Consider the following 18978-nt stretch of genomic DNA (forward strand, 5'->3'; position numbering starts at 1 on the left):
GGTTCTCCTAGGCCTGTGCGGGGGAGCCGTCGTGGGCGGAATCGAGGACGGCCAGGACGCGCAGCATCGGGCGCCCCGTCGTCAGCAGGGAGTCGGCGAGGCGGGAGAGTTCGTCCTTGGTCTCCTCGCCCGCGAGGGTGGGCTGCTCCCACTTGCCCAGCCGCTGCCGGTATTCCTCGATCGGGGCGAGGAGGGCCTCGTCCCAATCGGAGCGGTGGCGCGACAGGAAGGCCTCCGCGGCCTCCAGCGCGCCCGGGATGCCGGCTCGCAGGCCGTCCACATCGTGGCGGCGCAGCGGGTTGGCCATCGTCGGGCCGATGCCGGCCTCGCGCAGCGTCCCCACCATGTCGTCCGTGACCTTGTCGCCCGTCACGGCCATCCACTTCACGACCGTCGGGCGGCCGAGCGCGTTGGAGTAGATGCCCTGTACGAGGTACACGGGCGCCTCGACATCGGCCGTGATGACCGGGGCCTCCTGGCGGCCCAGCTTCACGAGGACCTTGTCGGTCAGCCACTCCACCACCGGATGGAGGTCGGTGAGCAGGGAGATCTCCGGCCAGCTGGAGGTGCCGGACTCCCGGGCCCGTACGAGGGAGCGGTCGGCGAGCTTGCGGTTGAGGGTGACCAGCAGGCGCTCGCTCAGGCGCTGCTCGCGGCGGTAGTCGGGCGGCAGCGCCTTCAGCCGGTGCACCAGGTCCGCCGGAGGCTTGAACGAGATCAGGCCGTTCTCGGGGTCACGGTCCATCCCCAGGGACTGCTGGGCGTCCGGGAAGACCTCCCGGACCGCCTCGTCGACGAACTCGCGCGTCGTCGTGAAGAGGCGGGGCACATGCGCCTGCGGAGGGGCAGCCGAGGAATCGTCTGATGCGGCAGCGTCCGCGGCGGGCTCGGTCGTGTCGTCGACCTGGGCGAAGAAGTCGGCCAGGAAGTCGTCCGCCCCGCCCGCTTCCTCGGCGGTGTGCTGGAGGGACTCGTCGACCGTGCGGCCCTTGAGGAGGTCCTGGATCAGCGACTTCTCCTCGGCCTCCGCGCGGTACAGACCGGAGACCGCCTCCGCCGTACCGAGCGAGCGGTGCGCCTCGTCCTCCCGCTCCAGCAGCCGCTCGGCGACCGTGCGGTCGTCCTTCGCGCCATCCACCTCGCTGGTCAGGATCAGGGCGCGGAACTGCGGTTTGTGGGCCTGCCCGTACCGGTCGATACGGCCGTTGCGCTGCTCGATGCGGATCAGCGACCAGGGGACGTCGTAGTGGATGAGCTGGTGGCACTGTCGGTGCAGGTTGACGCCCTCGGAGGCCACATCGCCGGTGAAGAGGATGCGTACGGGTGCGTCGGCGAGACCGAAGTCCTCGACGCACTGCATCTGCTGCTCGTCGGAGAGGCCGCCGTGCATCACGCGCGCCGCCTCCTCCAGGGCCTTGCCCTTGAAACCGAGCGCGGCCGGCACGGTGGACCGCAGCCACTCCAACGTCTGGACCCGCTCGGAGAAGACCACGACCCGCGTCTCGCTGCGCGGCCCGACCCCGATCGCCTTCAGCTGTTCGACGAGGGCCGTGAACTTGGCCGAGTCCTGCTCCGTCATCCCGGCCGTCAGATCCCGCAGTCGCTGGAGCGCGGCCAGTTCGGCGCCCGTCGCCTCCGGGACGTCCTTCTTTACCAGCGTCTTGATGCGGGCTTCGACCGTCGAGCTCAGGGCGGCATGCGAGGAGAGGAAGGACTTGAGCAGGGTGTACGGGAAGAGCGGTACGTCGCTCACCGATCTGCCCTCGGCAGGCAGCCAGACCTGGGTCAGCTCCTCGAAGATCTTCTCCTCGGCCGGGGTCGCCGGGCTGTGCACCGACTCGGAGGGGCCCCGGTCGGCCCACTGGCCGGACATCTTCTCCCGCACCTCGGCGCTGACCTTGGTGCGCCGGATGAACAGGTGCTTGATGTCCTCGGCCGAGTACCGCTCCGGGTCGCGGATTGCCGCCGGGTCGAGCAGTGCGATCAGCTCGGCGAACGAGCGGGCGTTGCCGTTGTGCGGGGTGGCGCTGGCGAGGATGAGGGCGTCGGTCTGCGGGGCGAGGAGCTGGGCGAGCTGGTTGCGCAGCGAACCGCGGTTGATCAGGTTGTGCGACTCGTCGATGACGACGGCGTCCCACCGGATGTGCTCCAGGTGGTGCTTGTACTGATCGGTGTTCTTGAGGGTGTCGATCGAGACGATCACGCGCTTGAAGAACGTGAAGGGATTGCGGCCCGCCGGGATCTCCCGCTGGATCCGCTCGATGCCCGCGGAGTCCAGGCGGATCAGCGGGATCGCGAACCGCGTCCACAGCTCGTGCTGGAACTGCTCCAGGACGTGCTGCGGGGTCACCACGAGGATGCGTTCGCCACGGCCGCGGCGGATCAGCTCCGCGAGGGTGAGACCGATCTCCAAGGTCTTTCCGAGGCCGACGACATCCGCGATCAGCATGCGGGGGCGCAGGTTCCGGCCGGAGAGAGCGAGCTGCGCCGGCCGCTGCTGGTAAGGGAGCGGGTCCAGGAGGAAGCTGTCCGCGAGGGCCAGGCCGCGCTCCGACTGGGCCAGGGGGGTCTTGCGGAGGATCGCTTCGAGGAAGAGCCGGCTGCGACGGAAATTCGGGGAGTCGTCGCTGATGAGGGTGGTCTTGGCGGGGTCCATCAACTCGATGCCCGGTGCGCCGTCGCGGGTGCGCTCCAGGCCGGTGAAGAACACGGCCTCCTGATCGCGGACGAACTCGGAGATCCCCACGGCCTCGATCCGGTCGCCGTCGTGGTCGGTCCGGGTGACGTTCTTGACCAGCCATTCCTCGTCGCGTACGACGATCTGTGCGCCGGGCGGGAGACTCGTGCCGGTGCCCGGGGCGGGCTGCCGACTGGACTGCTGGGCGGTCACCCGCGGTACCTCCTGATGGATGCTGAACTGTGTAGATCTTCGGGCGGCCTGCGGCCAGGGACAAAGACGATTGTCACCGCTGTCCGACTCGCCCTGAGTCGTCGGGTCGCGTCCGGCTCAGAACGGCGCCGTCGACGCGTACGTCTCGCGCAGCTGGGACGCGATGCGGCGCGCGGCGGCGGAGCGGCGCGGGCCTGCAGGTGGTGTGGTGGTCGTCGCAGGCGCGGGCATGGGGTTCGGCGGTGGTACGGCGACGTCCAGGGGGCCGGGGCCCGGCTCGGAGTCGGTGGTGATCACCGCGACCGTGGGGGTGTAGGCCGGCGGGTGAGTCGGGGCGGACTGCTGCGGCAGCGGGACGGTTGGTGCCACGGCCATCGGGTCCTTGGCGGGGGCCAGGACGGTCGTCGCCTCGGCGGGGGCCGGTAGAGGGTTGGGTGCCGGCGGTTCGTACGCGACCGCGGTAAGGGAGGTCAACCGTCGTCGGGCCTGGGCCACGGTCACCCCGTGGGACTTGATGACCGCCACGCACTGGGCGACCACCTCGTCCATCGTCGGACGGTCCTGCTGCGCGTACTGGAGCATCGATGACAGGAGTCCGGCGAGTTCCTCCGGGACTCCTGACAGGTCGGGGGCCTTTTCAGGGTTGACGATGTGACTGAACAGGACCTGTACGTGATCGGCCTGGTACGGATAATGGCCGGTGGTCATGAAGAGCAGCACCGCCCCGAGCGCGTACACATCCACCGGGGCCTTCAGCGGCTTGTCCCCGTTCGCCTGCTCCGGCGACATGCATGCCGGTGTGCCCATCACCATGGTGGGGGCGGTGAGAGAGGCGCTGGACTCGGCGAAGACGGCGAGCCCGAAGTCGATGATCTTGGGGCCGTTGGGGCCGAGCAGGATGTTCGCCGGCTTGAGATCCCTGTGCAGCAGGCCCTGGCTGTGGACTCCGGCCAGTGCCTCGGCCAGGGTCGCTCCGAGCGAAGCGGCGGCCAGAGGCGGAAGGACACCCCGCGTGTCCATGAGGCGACGCAGGTCGGGGCCCTCCACGTACTCGGTCGCGAGCCACGGCTGCTCCGACTCCGTATCGGCCTTCACGAACGCGGCGACGCGCGGCCCCCAGACCGTCTTGAGTACCTCGATCTCCTGCGCGAAGCGCTGCCGGGTCTCCGAGTCGACGACCGTCGGCTTGATGACCTTGACCGCGACGGCCTCGCCTGCGGCGGACTCGCCGAGGTAGACCTGGCCCATGCCGCCGTGGCCGATCCTCCGCAACAGCGTGAACCCGCCCAGCTCGGCCGGATCATCCGGGCTCAGCGGTGTTGTGTGCACTGTGGTCCTCGCCTTGAAGCTCTGCCGAATGGTCGCGCGCGTACGCGTCAAGGGTATCGGCGGCGCTCGACGCCCGGCCCGGTCTGGGGACAGTCCCTGCGCCTTGGCCGGATATAGCCCATGGGGCGATACATCCGGGTGCGTGGGATGCCCGGCTCCTCCAGTACTCGCTGACCCGCCGGGGCGAGGCCGTACTCGCCGGGGCGCTACAGGCCGTGCTGGTCGAGCATTGCTGTCAGTTTGCGCTTGCGTTTCTGGGCGGTGCGCAGGGCGGCCAGGTGAATGGTGAACTCGTCCTCTGTGTCCAGGGCTCGGTGGCAGGTGCGGGCGCTGAGGAGTAGCTCCGTCAGGTGCTCGTACGTGGCGTCGCCGGTGCGTGTGAGGAGTGGGCCGATCAGGCGCATGTAGACGGCCAGGCATCGGGCGGGGCGGCGTTCGCGGGTGCGGTCGGCCAGGGTGAGCCACTGGCTGCCGTCGGCGTAGCCTTCGGTGGCCGCCGCCCAGGCCGCGTCGTGGTCGCCGTCGTCCAGCAAGGCGTCGACCAGGGCAGAGCCCCGGTGCCCGAGGCGCTTGGGGGGCCGGGCGTCTGCCGTAGCGCGTCCAGCGCTTGTGTGCGCTCGGGGTGGTCCCAGCAGCCGGCTGTGCGGGCTGCCGTGCGCAGCTGCCGGTACGCGGCCAGGGAGCGGTGGCGGAGCAGCACCTCACGGCGGATCCGCACGACATCGGCCGGGCGGCCGGCCCGCTCCGGCTCCTGGGCGATCAGCAGGTGGGTGGCGCCCGATGGGGCCAGATCCGCGGAGTGGAGAGCGATCAGGGCGTCCACGCTGTCCTCCATGCGGAGCACTTGTTCCATGACGTCTTTCGCGGCCCAGTCCTTGGGGTTCTCGCGCAGGGCTGCCGCGGCCCGCTCGTGCGCCCGCGTCAGGCTTATGGCCTTCAGGACGTCCGCGTATTCGGACAGGGGTATGTCCGTGGCGTGGCTCAGGTCGCTCAGGAGGTGATCCACTAGCCAGTCGGCGGTCTGCGACGGGTCAGGGTGGGTCGCCAGACAGGCCTCGAGGTGGGCTGCAGGCCAGCCCGGCCGCCACATCGCCGATGATCCCGTCCGAGTCGTCGATCTCGCCGTATGTGAGGGCGAGGGCTTCCATCGCGGTCCGTGCCAGCCCCACGGCTTCCGTCGCCCTCCCGGTCTCCGTCAGCGTGCGCAGCGCGGAGACCGCCTCTGAGGCCTGGAGCCCGTAGGCGCGGGCGTCCGCATACTCGACGTAGCCGTAGCGGGCGAAGGGCCGCGTGTCGAGCAGAGCAAGGATGCGCTCTCGTACGGCGCCGGGATCGCCGCCGGCGGCGGACGCACGCAGTTCCAGCCGACGGCGCAGGTCGTGGTCGGCCGCGATGTGCTCCTTCACCAGGGACAGGAGTTCGTCCCGGCTGCGGGTCTCCAGCCAGGTGGCGAGCTGTCGGCCGCGGGATGTGGCGGCAGCACGATGCCTCGGTACCGACTCCGTTTGCTGCAGGACGGCCAGGCCCACCGCCACGCAGTGCTTGCAGAAGTTGCCTTCCTGCCTGTACGGGCAGTCGCACCACCCAGTGAGGCGTCCTCGTGCTCCGTCAGCTCGACCTCGTAGACGTCGGTGCCGTCGACGGTCGCGGTGATCGTCCTCTCTCCGATCTCCAGAGCGGACACGCAGGACAGGTATGCGAGGCCGCACTCGAACGACTGTGCCTCAGCCAGTCGGCGCAGATCGTCCCGTCCGAAACCCAGTGCGTTGCTCATGGCTCCTATTCAACGGGAACGGGCGCGCCTGAGTAGACTCAAACGCCCACCAGACGGCGGGCTCACCCTCACCCGGCGCACCGCCAACCGGGCCCACGCCCAAGCCCGAGCTCCCGTCGAGCGTGGCATGACACGGCTGAAGTCCTGGCAGATCTTCCGCAGATCCCGCATCAGCCCCCACCGCATGCCCGTCATCGCCAAGACCGTCCTCACCTTGGAGAGGCAACGCTGAAAACGCTCGGTGCCGCCTGGCGCCGCCGCGGATGTCACCGTGGCATCACCGAGAGCCGATCTCGCCGACGCCAATGCACGCGCCCCCGGTCTGGCGGCCCGTGTCCAGCAGCTGGAGGACCGCCTGCGCCTCGGGAATAGGGCGTGGGCCGAGTCAGGGCTGGGCACCTCCGCCGACGTCGCCGAAGTGAAGGCGACGACCACGCACCTCGAACAGCGCAACGCCGACCCGTCCCGGCGGGTGGCGGAAAGGGAAGCCGAGCTCGAAGCGGCGCGCGGCGAACCGGCAGCTGACACGCGCCCTCAATCACAGAGGATGACGGACCTGGCCCGCCCGGCAAGGCCGGCGACCCGCCTGCTGTGGTGCGCGACCTGCGAGGCCGGCGCCGATTCTTCAGCCGAGCGGGCTCAGGAAGGTGAGGAGGGACTCCTTCTCCCGTATCAGGGGCTGAAGCGCCGCGTTGAACGCCGGGCCGTAGGGGGCCGCCAAGTGGTCCTGGAAGGTGGCCTCGCTCGCGTATACCTCGAAGATCCAGTACGCCAAGGGGTTGGATTTCTTCGTGTACACCTCGAAGGCGAGGTTGCCGGGCTCTTCGCGGACGCGGGCTGCGTAGTCCTGGACCAGCTCGGCGACACGTTCCTCGTTTCCGGGGCGCACGGTGAACTCGGCCAACAGCGACTTCTTGTTCATGATTTTGACTCCTGTTCTGTCGCCGGTGGTGCCGGCAGGGCGGAACGGTGTGGAGGCGGTCGGTTGAGGAGCGGTGTCCGCCTCCACACCGTCAGGGGGCTGGGCAGATGGTCAGCTGCGGTATGACTGCATCTGCCAAACGTTGGCGCTGTCCAGGCGGGCGGAGCCGCCTTCGGCGAAGAGCTGGATGCCGTCGCTGTCCGGGCTGGGAAAGATCTGGTCCGTGATCACGGCCTCGCCTTGGCCGCCGAACACCTCGACCGAGGACCAGTCGACCAGGATCCGGAGCTCGACCTTGCCGCTCCTGGCTGTCAGCGGTGCGCGCTGGATGCCGGGAAAATCGCGGTGGAAGTCCACTGCGCCCGAGCGCGTCCGGTCGACGTAGAGCTCCTGGGTCTCCCTGTCGTAGCCGATGACGGTTTCCTGGCCCTGCCCCGTGCGCACCTTGAACCCGAAACGCTTGGCGTCAGCGAGGGTGAACGTGGCCCGGATGTCGAGTGCTTTGCCGTCGGCCCGTCCCGCGGCCAGCGGCATGGAGCCGGCCGCGATCCTGGCGCCGCGCACGCTGGTCAGGGGTCCGTGGAGCGATGCCACGGTGGACACGGGCTGTTGCGTCAGCCGAATCCGGCCGTTCACTGTGCGCAGAGCCATCTCTCGCGGGATGCTCTGTGCGCCGCGCCAGGGCGAGGTCGGGGTGTTGTTGCCGTATTGCCAGTTGTTCATCCAGCCGATCATGTGGCGCTTGCCGTCCGGGCTGTCCTCCCAGGAGACGGCGGCGTAGTAGTCCTTGCCGTAGTCGACCCAGTCGGCTCGCAGCAGGTTGGAGCGGGCCGGCTGGTCGGCGGCGACGAAGTGGTCGGCCATGACGTGGCCCCAGCCGGCCGTGTTCATGTCGACGATCTGGATGGTGGCCTGCTTGCCCTGATGGGCGCGGAGGTCGAAGGAGGCCCAGTCCAGGGTCCCTGTGTCCGCGCCGGTCGTGCTGTGGACGACCTTGCCGTCGATGAGGAGGTTGACCGTGGTCTCTGTCGAGCGGGGCCGTGCGGGGGTATCGGACTGCATGACCTGGTCGAGCAGGATGTGTCCCCAGCCGCCGGTGTTCTGGTCGACGACCTCGATGCGCGCCGTCCGGCCGGCGAGGTCGCCCAGGTCCCAGGAGACCCAGTTGAGGGATTCGGAGTCGGCGCCGGTGGCACTGCGTACCGTCTTGCCGTCGACGACGAGTCGGACGGCGGTGGGCGCGTCAGATCCGGAGGGGTGGTTGCCGCCGCCGACGAGGAGGTTGAGGTGCTTGGCGGTGATGGTGAACGCGGGCGAGGTGAGGGTGCCCGTGGTTGCGTCGCCGTTCAGGAACGTGTTCACCAGGCTGGTGCCCGTGTGTCCGGACACGGGGTTCTGTCCGGGGAGGGTGCCGTGTGCGGGGCTGGTGCCGAAGGCGGTGCCGGTGGTGGTCCAGGATCCGTAGGAGTCCTGCTCGAAGTCGGCGAGGACCTCGCCCGCGGGTGCGGGCGAGTCGCCCATCACGGAGCCGGGGACGTAGGGGTGACGGCCGCCGCCGATCTTGAAGTTGAGGTACGGGGTGTTGACGGTGAAAGGGGCGGAGGTGAGGGTGCCGGTCTCAAAGTCGCCGCCGCGGAGGCTGTCGACGAGTCCCTTGCCCTCGAAGCCGTTCGTGCCCGAGGGGTTGGGCGCCGGCGCGGGGATCGGCCCGCTGCCGAAGGCGGTGCCGGTCGTCTGCCAGCTGCCGTAGTCGGTTCCCTCGAAGTCCTGCATCACCACTCCGGGCGGAGGCGTGTAGGAACCGTCGCCATCGGGCGTGAACTTCGTGCCGTCGAAGTCGCCCACGAAGTACTGGGCAGCCGAACCGCCTGCGATTCCACCGGGGTTGATGTTGACGACGAGCACCCACTTGGTGCGTGTGGGGTCGCCGTCGACGGGGAGCGGGAACAGGTCCGGGCATTCCCAGACGCCGCCCACCGCGCCGTGGGGGCCGAAGTCGCTCAGGTGCGTCCAGGTCTTGAGGTCCTTGGAGGAGTAGAACTGGACCTTACGCTCGGTGGACAGTGACACCGTCATCAGCCAGCTCTTGGTGGGTGCGTACCACTGGACCTTGGGGTCGCGGAACTCCTTCGATCCGATGTCGAGCACGGGGTTCCCAGCGTATTTGGTCCAGGTGCGGCCGCGGTCGGTGCTGTATGCCAGGGACTGGGCCTGCTTGCCGCCGTCCTTGTAGTGGCTGGTGTAGATGGCCACCATCGCCGGGTTCGTACTGGTTCCGAATCCCGTGGTGTTGTTGTGGTCGACGACGGCGCTGCCGGAGAAGACCATCTCCTGGTCGTCGTGGGGGATGGCGAGGGGCAGCTCCTGCCAGCGCACCAGGTCCTTGCTGACGGCGTGGCCCCAGGACATGTTGCCCCAGGTGCTGCCGCTCGGGTTGTACTGGTAGAAGAGGTGGTACTCGCCCTGGTACCAGACCAGTCCGTTGGGGTCGTTCAGCCAGTCCTTCGCGGGGCTGAAGTGGAACTGCGGGCGGTACGCCTCCGTGTACGGCCGGCTGTCTTCCGCCACCGGCTGGGGGGCGACGGCGGTGACGGTGAGGGCGCATGCCGCTACCGCGGCGGCGACGAGGTGCCGCGGGACACGGCGGAGTGCGGGGGCTCGGCTCATGGTTTCTCCTGCACTGTGGGCGTCGTCGTGCCCGCGTCCGCTGCGATGGGACGACGCCGGGGGATTCGCAGTGCCGGGCGGTGGGGGACAGCCCGGAAAGGGTGTCATCGATGACATGTGTCAGCGATGACACCCAGTGCGGAGTGATGATGTGCGCGCTCCGGGCCGCGCGTCAATGGCTCGGTTCGAGTTCGTTCAGGCCGCCGTTTCAGCCGGCGAGGTGCCCGGCCAGGGGTGACGGCTGGGGCAACTGGCTGGCCCACGGCGGGTTCGGCCCGACGACCCCGCAGGTCAGCGCCGCCACCCGGGCGGCGAAAGCGCAGGCGTCGAAGACGTCGTCGACCCGCAGATCCGTCAGTCGCCCGCCGAGGAGCCCCTTGGCGCCGAGATGGTGCAGGAAGCCCGCGGTGAAGGAGTCGCCCGCGCCGACGGTGTCGACCACAGCGGTCGAAGGTGTGGGTACGGCGGTGCGCACGCCGTTCAGCGAGGCGACCGCGCCGCGCTCCCCTCGGGTGATCACGACGAGCGGGACACCCGCCGCGTGCCAGGTGTCGCAGGCGCGTTCGATTGTGTATTCGGGCAGCAGAAGTTCCAGGTCGTCCTCGCTCAGGCGGAGGATGTCCGCGAGCGCACACCAGCGCGGCAGGCGTTCCCGGTAGACCTCGGGCGGCACGAGCAGCGGCCGGACGTTCGGGTCGATGGAGATCGTGGCCGTGGCGGAGGCGCGGGCGAGGAAGTCCTCCACGATCGTGCCGCCGGGCGCGTGCACTAGAGCCAGGGAGCCCGAGTGCACGCAGGCCGTGGAGGTCAGGTCCACGGCCACGAGTTCGTCGGCCGTCCACTGCCAGTCCGCGGTGCCCTGGGAGTGGAAGGAGTACGCGGCCCGGCCCTGAGCGTCCAGCTCGGCGACGGCCAGCGTGCTGGGCTCGGGCGCGTGTATCGCGGCCGTGAGGTCGACACCCGAGGCTTCCAGGTGCCCGCGGAACAGGCGCCCGAAGACATCGTCGGACAGCCGCGCCAGGAAGCGGGCGGGCGTGCCCAGACGGGCGAGCGCCACAGCGGTGTTCGCCGGACCGCCGCCCGGCAGGACCCGCAGGGAAAGCTCGCCCGGAACGGGTGCGGGGGCGGTGAAGGCGTCCGCGACGCATTCTCCAAGGACGGTGACCAGAGGCAGGCGCATGGCTCGTTCTCTCCAGGTGGGCAGTGCGGGAAGGCTGCGTTTTCGAGGGGCCTTGAGGAAGCTCACGGAGAGCGGCGCTCTCGGCGTGAGGCGGTGCGGACGGGCAGCGTTGCCGAGTTGTGACGGCGGGAAGGCATTGACGTTTCCGGGTGATGGAGTTCATCATCCTCCGCAGGCGGTGTCAACGATGACATAGGTCAACGTTGACACCGCTCCGGTGCGACTCGCCAGCAGCAGTTCCTTTGCTCTGCAGCACCTCGATCCACGGCCGTTCCGCCCTCGTCCAGCAGGAGATCAGTCATGCTTCGCAGAAGCCGCACCGCCTTCGCTTCCATCGGATTCACCGCTCTCGCCGCCGTCTCGGCGCTGACCCTGACGGCCTGCGGCTCCGGCGCGCAGGGCGGGTCCGGCGGCAACGGGGTCAAGGTCGGGCTGATCACCAAGACGGACACGAACCCGTTCTTCGTGAAGATGAAGGAGGGCGCCGAGCAGGCCGCGAAGGACAACGGCGTCGAACTCGTCAGCGCGGCCGGAAAGTTCGACGGCGACAACGCGGGCCAGGTCACCGCCATCGAGAACATGGTCAACTCCGGGGTCAAGGGCATCCTCATCACGCCCAACGACTCCAAGGCGATCGTCCCCGCCCTCGAGAAGGCACGCGCCAAGGGCGTCCTGGTCGTCGCGCTCGACAGCCCGACCGACCCGCAGCACGCCACCGACGCCCTGTTCGCCACCGACAACGTCAAGGCGGGCGAGCTCATCGGCCAGTACGCCAAGGCGGCCATGGCCGGCAAGGAGGCGAAGATCGCCACGCTGGACCTCGCGCCCGGCGTCGCGGTGGGCGTGCAGCGCCACCAGGGCTTCCTCAAGGGCTTCGGCGTCGCGGAGGGCGACCCGTCGATCGTGTGCATGCAGGACACCGGCGGCGACCAGGCCAAGGGCCAGACGGCAATGGAGAACTGCCTCCAGAAGTCCGCGGACATCAACGTCGTCTACACGATCAACGAGCCGGCCGCACTGGGCGCCTACACCGCGCTCAAGGCCAAGGGCTTGGAGAAGAAGGTGCTCGTCGTCTCCGTCGACGGCGGCTGCACCGGCACGAAGGCCGTCAAGGAAGGCAAGATTGCGGCGACCTCGCAGCAGTACCCGCTCCAGATGGCATCCCAGGGCGTCAAGGCGGTCGCCGACTTCGCCAAGAACGGCAAGAAGGCATCCGGCTACACCGACACCGGCGTCACGCTCATCACCGAGGCCGCCAAGACGGGGGTCGACTCCAAGGACACCGCCTACGGCCTGGAGAAGTGCTGGGGCTGAGCCCGGCATCAGGGTGTGCCTGCGGTCGTACAGGCCGCTCCTGCGGCCGAACAGCCCGAACCCGGTCTCCCCGTCGTAAGGCCGGGCTACCCGCACCCTTCGCGGCGTGCCCCGGCGAACAGCCCTCCGCCAACCCTCTGACGAACCCAGCTCCGCCGATCATCGACCACCGGCAAGGACCCTCATGACTGCCACACCCCTGCCCTACGAACAGCTGAAAGGACCGACCACGGTCCGCCGGCTGCTCACCACGCCGACCACGGGCCCGCTCGTCGCCCTGCTGCTGGCCTGTGTCTTCTTCTCCCTGACGACAGAGCAGTTCCTCTCCGGCGGCAACTTCTCGCTGATCGTCCAGCAGGTCATGGTCGTGGGCACACTGGCCATCGGCCAGACCCTGATCATCCTCACCGCCGGCATCGATCTGTCCTGCGGTGCCGTCATGGCGTTCGGCAGCATCGTCATCGCCAAGACGGCAGCCGAAGGCGGCCTGCCCCCGCTTGTCGCGGTCGCCCTCGGTCTGGCCGTGTGCGCGGGCTTCGGCCTGGTCAACGGTCTGCTGGTGCAGCTGATCCCGCTTCCCCCGTTCATCGTCACCCTCGGCATGCTGAACGTGGCCTTCGCCCTGACCCACATCTACTCCGCCGAACAGACGATCACCAACCTCCCCGGACCGCTGACCGCCCTCGGTGAGACCTTCCCGCTCGGCAACACCGACATCACCTACGGCTCGCTCGTCACCATCGCCCTGTTCCTGGTCTTCGCCTACGCGCTGAGCAGCACGTCCTGGGGCCGTCACGTGTACGCGCTGGGCAACAGCCCCGAGGCGGCCCGCCTCAACGGCATCCGCACCTCCCGGCTGACGATCGGCCTCTACACCCTGGCCGGAGCCGTCTACGGGATCGCCGCGCTGCTCCTGCTCTCCCGTACCGGCGTCGGTGACCCGCAGGCCGGACAGACCGACAACCTCGACAGCATCACCGCCGTCGTCCTCGGCGGAACCAGCCTCTTCGGCGGTCGGGGAGCCGTCCTCGGCACCTTCATCGGCGTCCTCATCGTCGGTGTGTTCCGCAACGGTCTCCAGCTGATGGGCGTCGCCTCCATCTACCAGACCCTGATCACCGGCGTCCTGGTGATCCTCGCCGTGACCGTCGACCAGATCTCCCGGAAGAGGGCACGATGAGCACTTCCGATGCCACGCCCGTGCTCCAGGCCCGCGGCCTGGTCAAGCGGTACGGTCATGTCACCGCCATCGACGGCGCCGACTTCGACCTGCTGCCCGGCGAGGTCCTCGCCGTCATCGGCGACAACGGCGCCGGCAAGACGAGCCTGATCAAGGCCCTCACCGGCGCGATCACCCCCGACGAGGGCGAGATCCGGCTGAACGGCGAACCCATCAGGTTCACCGGACCGCAGAGCGCCCGGCAGCACGGCATCGAGACCGTCTACCAGGACCTTGCCGTCGCCGCCTCCATGGACATCGCCTCCAACATGTTCCTCGGACGCGAGCTGCGCCGGCCGGGCCTCTTCGGCAGCGCGCTGCGCATGCTCGACAAGAAGCGCATGCGCCAGGAGGCGGCCGCCCACATGGCCGACCTCAAGATCGGGCTGCGGTCGCTGACCCAGCCGGTGGAAACCCTGTCCGGAGGCCAGCGCCAGGCTGTGGCGGTCGCGCGGTCCGTCGCCTGGGCCAAGAGCGTCGTCGTGATGGACGAGCCCACCGCCGCGCTGGGTGTCAAGGAGTCGGGACAGGTCCTCGACCTGATCCGCCGCGTCCGTGACAAGGGCATGCCCGTGGTCCTGATCAGCCACAACATGCCGCATGTCTTCGAGATCGCCGACCGCATCCACATCCACCGGCTCGGCCGGCGCGAAGCCCTGATCAAGCCTTCCGACTTTTCGATGGCGGAGGTCGTCGCCATCATGACGGGGGCGCTCAGGGTGAGCGACGATGGAGGTACGGTCGTTGCCGACGCGGATGCCGCCGAGGCGGCAGGCGTGTCCACCCACTGAGTCACTGCGGGGGCAACGCCGCGCAGTTCGCAGGGTGGCCGCACAGTCAGGACAGCGGGCCCGGCCCCCGGCAGGGGCCGGGCCCGACGAACGCACAGGAACGGTGGTACATGGCCGCGAACCGTCGCCCCACACTGGCCGATGTCGCCAGGGAAGTGGGCGTCAGCGCCAAGACGGTGTCCCGGGTCCTGAACGAGGACGGGCCGAGTTCTCAGCAGACCCGTGAGCGTGTGCTTGCGGCGGTCGCGAAGCTCGGCTTCCAGCCGAACCTGATGGCCCGCAACATTCGGGTGGGAGGCCCCGACACCACCGTCGGCCTGGTCGTGCCGGACCTGGGCAACCCCTTCTTCGGAACCGTCGCCAGCGGCATCGAAGACATCGTGCGCAGCCGCGGGCTCACTCTGCTCATGGGCTCGTCAGCTGAAGACCCGGACCGCGAGAAGGCATTGATCCAGACCTTCCTCGCCCGGCGCGTCAGCATGCTGATGGTCGTCCCCGCGTTCGGAGCCGACCACAGTCACCTCAAGGCGCCGCGCGCGGCAGGGCTGCCGGTGGTCTTCCTCGACCGACCGGGCGTCGGTCTGTCCGCCGACTGCGTGGTCAGCTCCAACCGGACCGGCGTCCACGAGGGCGTCTCCCACCTCATCGCCCGCGGCCACAGCCGAATCGGCTTCATCGGAGACCTTCCCGCCAAGCTCTACACCCGGCGTGAACGGCTCGCCGGCTACCGCTCGGCGCTCGCCGAGGCCGGACTGCCCTACGACCGGGCCCTGGTGACCGGCGCCCACAGCCTGGACGGGGCCGCCTCCGAGACCACAGCACTGCTGAACCTGCCGAATCCGCCCACCGCCATCTTCGCCGGAAACAACATGATGGCCCTCGGCGTCATCGCACAACTCGCCCGCGTACGCCGTAAAGACATCGCCCTGATCACCTTCGACGACCTCCCACTCGCCGAAGCCCTCGAACCGGCACTGACCGTTGTCGCCCAAGACCCCGCGACCATCGGTGAAACAGCGGCCAAGACCGCGCTCGCCCGCCTGGACGGCGACCACAGCCGCGTCCGGACCATCATGGTCCCCACCCGCCTGGTGATCCGCGGCTCCAGCAAGCTGCTCCCGCACGCTGCCGGGCCGACAACAGCCAGGAGCTGAGCACCACGACCCGAGTTGTGGCGAGTGAGGTCTACGAGGCGCAGAAGGCGTACGTGCGCAAGGCGCCGGAAGCGAAGATCGTGGCAGCCGTGATCGATGAGCTGGTGGCGGCGGGCGGCACCATGTCCCCGGCCGCCCTGGCGGCAGCGATTTCGGCGACCGGACGCGTGCGACGAAACATCGAAGGCTTCGTTGCCACCCTTCAGCGGTTGCTGACGTCGAGGGGTACCCCGTTCTCGGATTCATCGACGGCGGTCACACGGTGAAGCTCGACGAGACGCTGCTGCGCGGGCAGTTCCTGCCGACGCAGGGATCGCGATGACGGGCCCGGTGTCCCAGGCCAGCGCGGTCCGGCGGCGCGAGGTCATCGACGCACTCCGGCGCGGAACCGTACCCCAAGCGGGTCTCGATCTCTCGAGCGGGTCGATGATGCGTACATCGGAGAGCTGGCTGTGGCTGTCACCGGCGGACTCGGCGGGAAGGTCGGAGTCGCACCGCGGGTATTCCTGCGAAAGCTGGTCGCCGACGTCCTGGACCGGGTGGACGAGTTCCAGGACTTCGACCCCCGGCTGCACTACGCATTCACCGTCACCGCGTCCGAGCTCACGGAGACAGGACGCAATGCGGCTGCCGGCGGAAGCGCGGACGACATCGAGCTGGAGCTGCCGTGAGTGTCTCCGGCGAGCTGGATCCGGCACTCGTCCACCACATCGTCAACACACTGGGCTGGCGCAGCTTGCGCCCGCTTCAGGAGGAATCGGTAGCCCCGCTTCTTGCAGGTGACGATGCCGTGCTGCTGGCTCCGACAGCCGGAGGAAAGACGGAGGCGGCGTGTTTCCCCCTCCTCTCGCGTATGGCGAAGAACCGGTGGACCGGCACCTCGGTGCCGTACGTCTGCCCGCTGAAGGCCTTGCTCAACAACCTGCTTCCGCGCCTGGAGAACTACGCCTCCTGGTTGGGACGCACGGCTGCTCTCTGGCACGGTGACACCACCGCGGGGGCCAGGAAGCGGATCCTGGCCGAGCGCCCGGACATCCTGCTGACCACTCCGGAGTCGCTGGAGGCGATGCTGGTCAGTGCCAACGTCGACCACTCGTCCTTCTTCTCGGGGCTCAGGGCAGTGGTGGTAGACGAGGTGCATGCCTTCGCCGGTGACGACCGAGGGTGGCACCTCCTCGCAGTGTTGGAACGGATGCAGCGGGTGGTGGGACGGCCCCTCCAGCGGATCGGGCTCTCGGCGACGGTCGACAACCCGGAGGAACTTCTCACGTGGCTCCAGGGCTCGGGCGCGGGGAAACGGCCGGCCCGGGTCGTAGCCCCGCACCTCGCCGGACCGGCGTTGTCGGAGGCAGGATCCAACGTCGTTCTGCCACCGGGTGACATTGAGCTCGACTCCATAGAGGAGAGAAGCGTCTCGTCTTCTGCGAGTCACGAAGGCTCGTGGAGTAACTGGGCGAGAAACTACGTGCGAAGGGGATCACAACCTTCCTCTCTCATGCCTCCCTTTCGCTCGACGAACGCAGACGGGCGGAGACAGCCTTCGCGGAAGAGCGCGACTGCGTCATCATCTCGACCAGCACGCTGGAGCTCGGCGTCGATGCCGGTAGCCCAGAATCTCCTGGCCGTCCGGTGCGGTGACGGGGAGGCGGGAGTAGCCATGGTCGGCGGCGGTGCGTTCCAGGCGGCGGGGGTGATGCCGTAGGGGACGGTCACCACCTTGTCGAGCTGGACCATCCCCTCGCCGAGGCGGGGCCGGGTTCGATGGCGTTCTGGAAGCATTCGCCGACCTCTCATCAGCGTCTCCGACGGCACCCTCGGGCGCGGGTGACACCACCCCCAGGTCATCCGTTCGGCAGGGGGACACGGTCATGCCGGGCCCGGAGGCCGGCGGCCCTCTGCAGGACCGCGACGAACACAACGGGGGTGGCGCTGAGGAGTAGCGCTGTGCGGATCTCTGGGGTAGTTCGACCGGGCGGCCGTTAGGGTGAGGGCCGTTGAAACGGAGCCCGAGCCGGATCAGAGTGCGGGGTGTTGTGGGCGGTCTCACGGAAGCGAAGCTGAGGGCGCTGGCCGGGGAGTGTTCGTTCGAGCGCGGGCTCGCTTACGTCGACGCGGTGTCCGGGGTCGAGGTCGGTGACGGCTGGGTCAGGGCCTCGGTGCACGGTATGGAGCGGTACGAGGTGGAGCTGCGCCTGGGCGGGAGGAGGAAGCCGACGGGCACGTGCGACTGCCCGTACGGCCAGGAGGGCAACTTCTGCAAGCATCTGGTCGCGCTCGGCCTGACCGTGATCGGCCAGGAGACGGACCTCTCCCGGCAGCGTATGTCGGCACGGGGCAGGGCGCGTGGCCTCGACGCCTGGCTGACGGGCCTGTCCCGGGAGGATCTGATCGCGCTCGTGCGGGAGGAGATGGCCGAGGACCGGCAGCTGCGGCGCCGCCTGGAACTGAGAGCGGCGAGCGCGCGCGGAGATCTGGCCGAGGTCCGCTCCCGCGTCCGTGAGCTGCTCGACATCGGGCCGTTCGCCCAGTACGGATACGTCGAGTACGCCGACGCCCGTGCCTACGCCGACCAGGCCGGGCAGGCGGTCACCGTGATCCGGTCATTGACGACCTCCGGCCGGGCGGCCGACGCGATGGCTCTGACCCGGGAGGCGATCGGGTTCCTGGCCGCCGTGGTCGAGAACGTCGACGACTCCGACGGGTGGCTCGGGCACATCGGTGGCGACCTCGCCGACGCCCACCACGACGCTTGCCTCGCGGCCCGTCCAGACCAGGAGGAACTCGCGCACTGGCTGGTGACGCACGCGCTCGACGACACGGCCGACCTGACGGACATCGACCCGCTCGACTACGAGGACATGCTCGGCGAGCAGGGAATGGCCGCCCTGCGCCGGTACGCGACGGAAGCATGGAAGGCGAACCGCACCGGGTGGGCCGAGAAGCACCTCATGCAGCGCCTAGCGAAGTCGGGGCGGGACATCGACACGGTGATCGCCGTGCACGCCGCCGACCTCGCGCCGAACGGCCACACCCACCTGCTCGTCGCCCGCGAACTCGACACCGCCGGCCGTACCGCCGAAGCCCTGGAATGGGCTGAGCGAGGCATCCGCGAGACCGAGGACCTCGCTACGGTCGACACCGCCCTCGTCGATCACCTCGCGGAGCGCTACGCCCGGACCGACCGGCTCGCCGACGCCGTCACCCTGCGCCGGGACCACTTCACGGCCCGCCGCACCCTACTCACCTACCAGCAGCTACGCGCCGCCGCCGGGGCCGCTGCATGCTGGCCGACCGAGCGCGAGAGAGCACGGACACTTCTCCGCGCCGATGCCGAACGGACGGGTGCACACGGTGCCCGCGTGCTCGTCGACATCCTCCTCGACGACAAGGACGTCGATGCCGCCTGGCAGGCAGCCGTCGAGTTCGGCGCCCACGACGGCCAGTGGCTCACCCTCGCCGACCGGTCCCGCCCGACCCGCCCCGCCGATGCCCTGGCCGTCTACCTGCGCCTGGCCGCCCGCCTCACCCGTGAGACCGGCAATCACGCCTACGAACAGCTCGTCAGCCTGCTCCTGAGCATCCGCGACTGCCACCACCGCCTCGGCACACTGGACGACTTCACCGCGTACATCAGCGACCTGCGCGCCGCCCAGAAGCGCAAGCGGAACTTGATGCGATTGATGGACGGCCACGGTTTGTCCGGCTCGTGACGATGCCCGTCACGCCGGTGGGCGCCTC

General features: G+C 69.2%; 12 protein-coding genes and 4 pseudogenes. 9 read left to right on the top strand and 7 right to left on the bottom strand.

Annotated features, from left to right (window positions below; genetic code table 11):
* Positions 1 to 7: 7 nt before the first annotated feature.
* The 4 genes from AC07DU_RS18985 to AC07DU_RS19000 form a co-directional block, all read right to left on the bottom strand.
* Entirely contained in the window at positions 8 to 2890 is a 2883-nt protein-coding gene (locus AC07DU_RS18985; RefSeq protein ID WP_479112458.1) for an SNF2-related protein, read from the bottom strand.
* A 117-nt stretch (positions 2891 to 3007) separates the two neighbouring features.
* Positions 3008 to 4219 (bottom strand): serine/threonine-protein kinase, encoded by a 1212-nt coding sequence (locus AC07DU_RS18990; protein WP_479112460.1) that lies wholly within the window; start codon positions 4217 to 4219, stop codon positions 3008 to 3010.
* A gap of 206 nt (positions 4220 to 4425) precedes the next feature.
* Positions 4426 to 4752: a hypothetical protein gene (locus AC07DU_RS18995; protein ID WP_479112462.1), complete on the bottom strand. Its 327-nt coding sequence runs from the start codon at positions 4750 to 4752 to the stop codon at positions 4426 to 4428.
* 498 nt (positions 4753 to 5250) lie between these two features.
* Positions 5251 to 5754, bottom strand: coding sequence for a hypothetical protein (locus AC07DU_RS19000; protein WP_479112464.1), 504 nt, complete (start codon positions 5752 to 5754; stop codon positions 5251 to 5253).
* 276 nt (positions 5755 to 6030) lie between these two features.
* On the opposite strand from AC07DU_RS19000, the pseudogene AC07DU_RS19005 reads away from it, so the two are divergent.
* Positions 6031 to 6225, top strand: a pseudogene (locus tag AC07DU_RS19005) (transposase family protein); the annotation flags it as partial.
* A 393-nt stretch (positions 6226 to 6618) separates the two neighbouring features.
* Here AC07DU_RS19005 and AC07DU_RS19010 read toward each other — a convergent pair.
* The 3 genes from AC07DU_RS19010 to AC07DU_RS19020 form a co-directional block, all read right to left on the bottom strand.
* Entirely contained in the window at positions 6619 to 6915 is a 297-nt protein-coding gene (locus tag AC07DU_RS19010; protein WP_479112466.1) for a putative quinol monooxygenase, read from the bottom strand.
* A 111-nt stretch (positions 6916 to 7026) separates the two neighbouring features.
* Positions 7027 to 9582, bottom strand: a complete 2556-nt coding sequence (locus AC07DU_RS19015; protein ID WP_479112468.1) for a GH32 C-terminal domain-containing protein — start codon at positions 9580 to 9582, stop codon at positions 7027 to 7029.
* A gap of 208 nt (positions 9583 to 9790) precedes the next feature.
* The gene (locus AC07DU_RS19020) at positions 9791 to 10762 is read right to left on the bottom strand and encodes a carbohydrate kinase family protein (RefSeq protein ID WP_479032308.1); all 972 of its coding nucleotides are present in this window, start codon (positions 10760 to 10762) and stop codon (positions 9791 to 9793) included.
* A gap of 300 nt (positions 10763 to 11062) precedes the next feature.
* On the opposite strand from AC07DU_RS19020, the gene AC07DU_RS19025 reads away from it, so the two are divergent.
* From AC07DU_RS19025 to AC07DU_RS19060, 8 genes and pseudogenes are all read left to right on the top strand, one after another.
* Positions 11063 to 12076, top strand: a complete 1014-nt coding sequence (locus tag AC07DU_RS19025; protein ID WP_360892329.1) for a sugar ABC transporter substrate-binding protein — start codon at positions 11063 to 11065, stop codon at positions 12074 to 12076.
* Between the two features lie 184 nt (positions 12077 to 12260).
* On the top strand, positions 12261 to 13256 hold the full coding sequence (locus AC07DU_RS19030; RefSeq protein WP_479112470.1) for an ABC transporter permease: 996 nt from the start codon (positions 12261 to 12263) through the stop codon (positions 13254 to 13256).
* The gene (locus AC07DU_RS19035) at positions 13253 to 14086 is read left to right on the top strand and encodes an ATP-binding cassette domain-containing protein (protein WP_360892323.1); all 834 of its coding nucleotides are present in this window, start codon (positions 13253 to 13255) and stop codon (positions 14084 to 14086) included. Before AC07DU_RS19030 ends, AC07DU_RS19035 begins: the two co-directional genes overlap by 4 nt.
* Positions 14087 to 14196: 110 nt before the next feature.
* Positions 14197 to 15240 (top strand): LacI family DNA-binding transcriptional regulator, encoded by a 1044-nt coding sequence (locus AC07DU_RS19040; RefSeq protein WP_479112472.1) that lies wholly within the window; start codon positions 14197 to 14199, stop codon positions 15238 to 15240.
* Positions 15241 to 15293: 53 nt separating this feature from the next.
* Positions 15294 to 15562 (top strand): annotated as a pseudogene (locus AC07DU_RS19045) (hypothetical protein).
* 100 nt (positions 15563 to 15662) lie between these two features.
* Positions 15663 to 15911 (top strand): annotated as a pseudogene (locus tag AC07DU_RS19050) (BREX system ATP-binding domain-containing protein); the annotation flags it as partial.
* A pseudogene (locus AC07DU_RS19055) lies at positions 15908 to 16845 on the top strand (DEAD/DEAH box helicase); the annotation flags it as partial. The pseudogenes AC07DU_RS19050 and AC07DU_RS19055, both read left to right, overlap by 4 nt.
* A 428-nt stretch (positions 16846 to 17273) precedes the next feature.
* Positions 17274 to 18950 carry an SWIM zinc finger family protein gene (locus AC07DU_RS19060; protein WP_479112474.1) on the top strand — a complete coding sequence of 559 codons (1677 nt, stop codon included), beginning with the start codon at positions 17274 to 17276 and terminating at the stop codon, positions 18948 to 18950.
* Positions 18951 to 18978: the final 28 nt, after the last annotated feature.

The sequence above is a fragment of the Streptomyces sp. NPDC045695 genome (assembly GCF_056432025.1).

Excerpts from the sequence above, each read along its gene's own strand:
- AC07DU_RS19010 (WP_479112466.1), bottom strand. The coding sequence starts at position 6,915 with ATGAACAAGAAGTCGCTGTTGGCCGAGTTCACCGTGCGCCCCGGAAAC.
- AC07DU_RS19015 (WP_479112468.1), bottom strand. The coding sequence starts at position 9,582 with ATGAGCCGAGCCCCCGCACTCCGCCGTGTCCCGCGGCACCTCGTCGCC.
- AC07DU_RS19020 (WP_479032308.1), bottom strand. The coding sequence starts at position 10,762 with ATGCGCCTGCCTCTGGTCACCGTCCTTGGAGAATGCGTCGCGGACGCC.
- AC07DU_RS19025 (WP_360892329.1), top strand. The coding sequence starts at position 11,063 with ATGCTTCGCAGAAGCCGCACCGCCTTCGCTTCCATCGGATTCACCGCT.
- AC07DU_RS19030 (WP_479112470.1), top strand. The coding sequence starts at position 12,261 with ATGACTGCCACACCCCTGCCCTACGAACAGCTGAAAGGACCGACCACG.
- AC07DU_RS19035 (WP_360892323.1), top strand. The coding sequence starts at position 13,253 with ATGAGCACTTCCGATGCCACGCCCGTGCTCCAGGCCCGCGGCCTGGTC.
- AC07DU_RS19040 (WP_479112472.1), top strand. The coding sequence starts at position 14,197 with ATGGCCGCGAACCGTCGCCCCACACTGGCCGATGTCGCCAGGGAAGTG.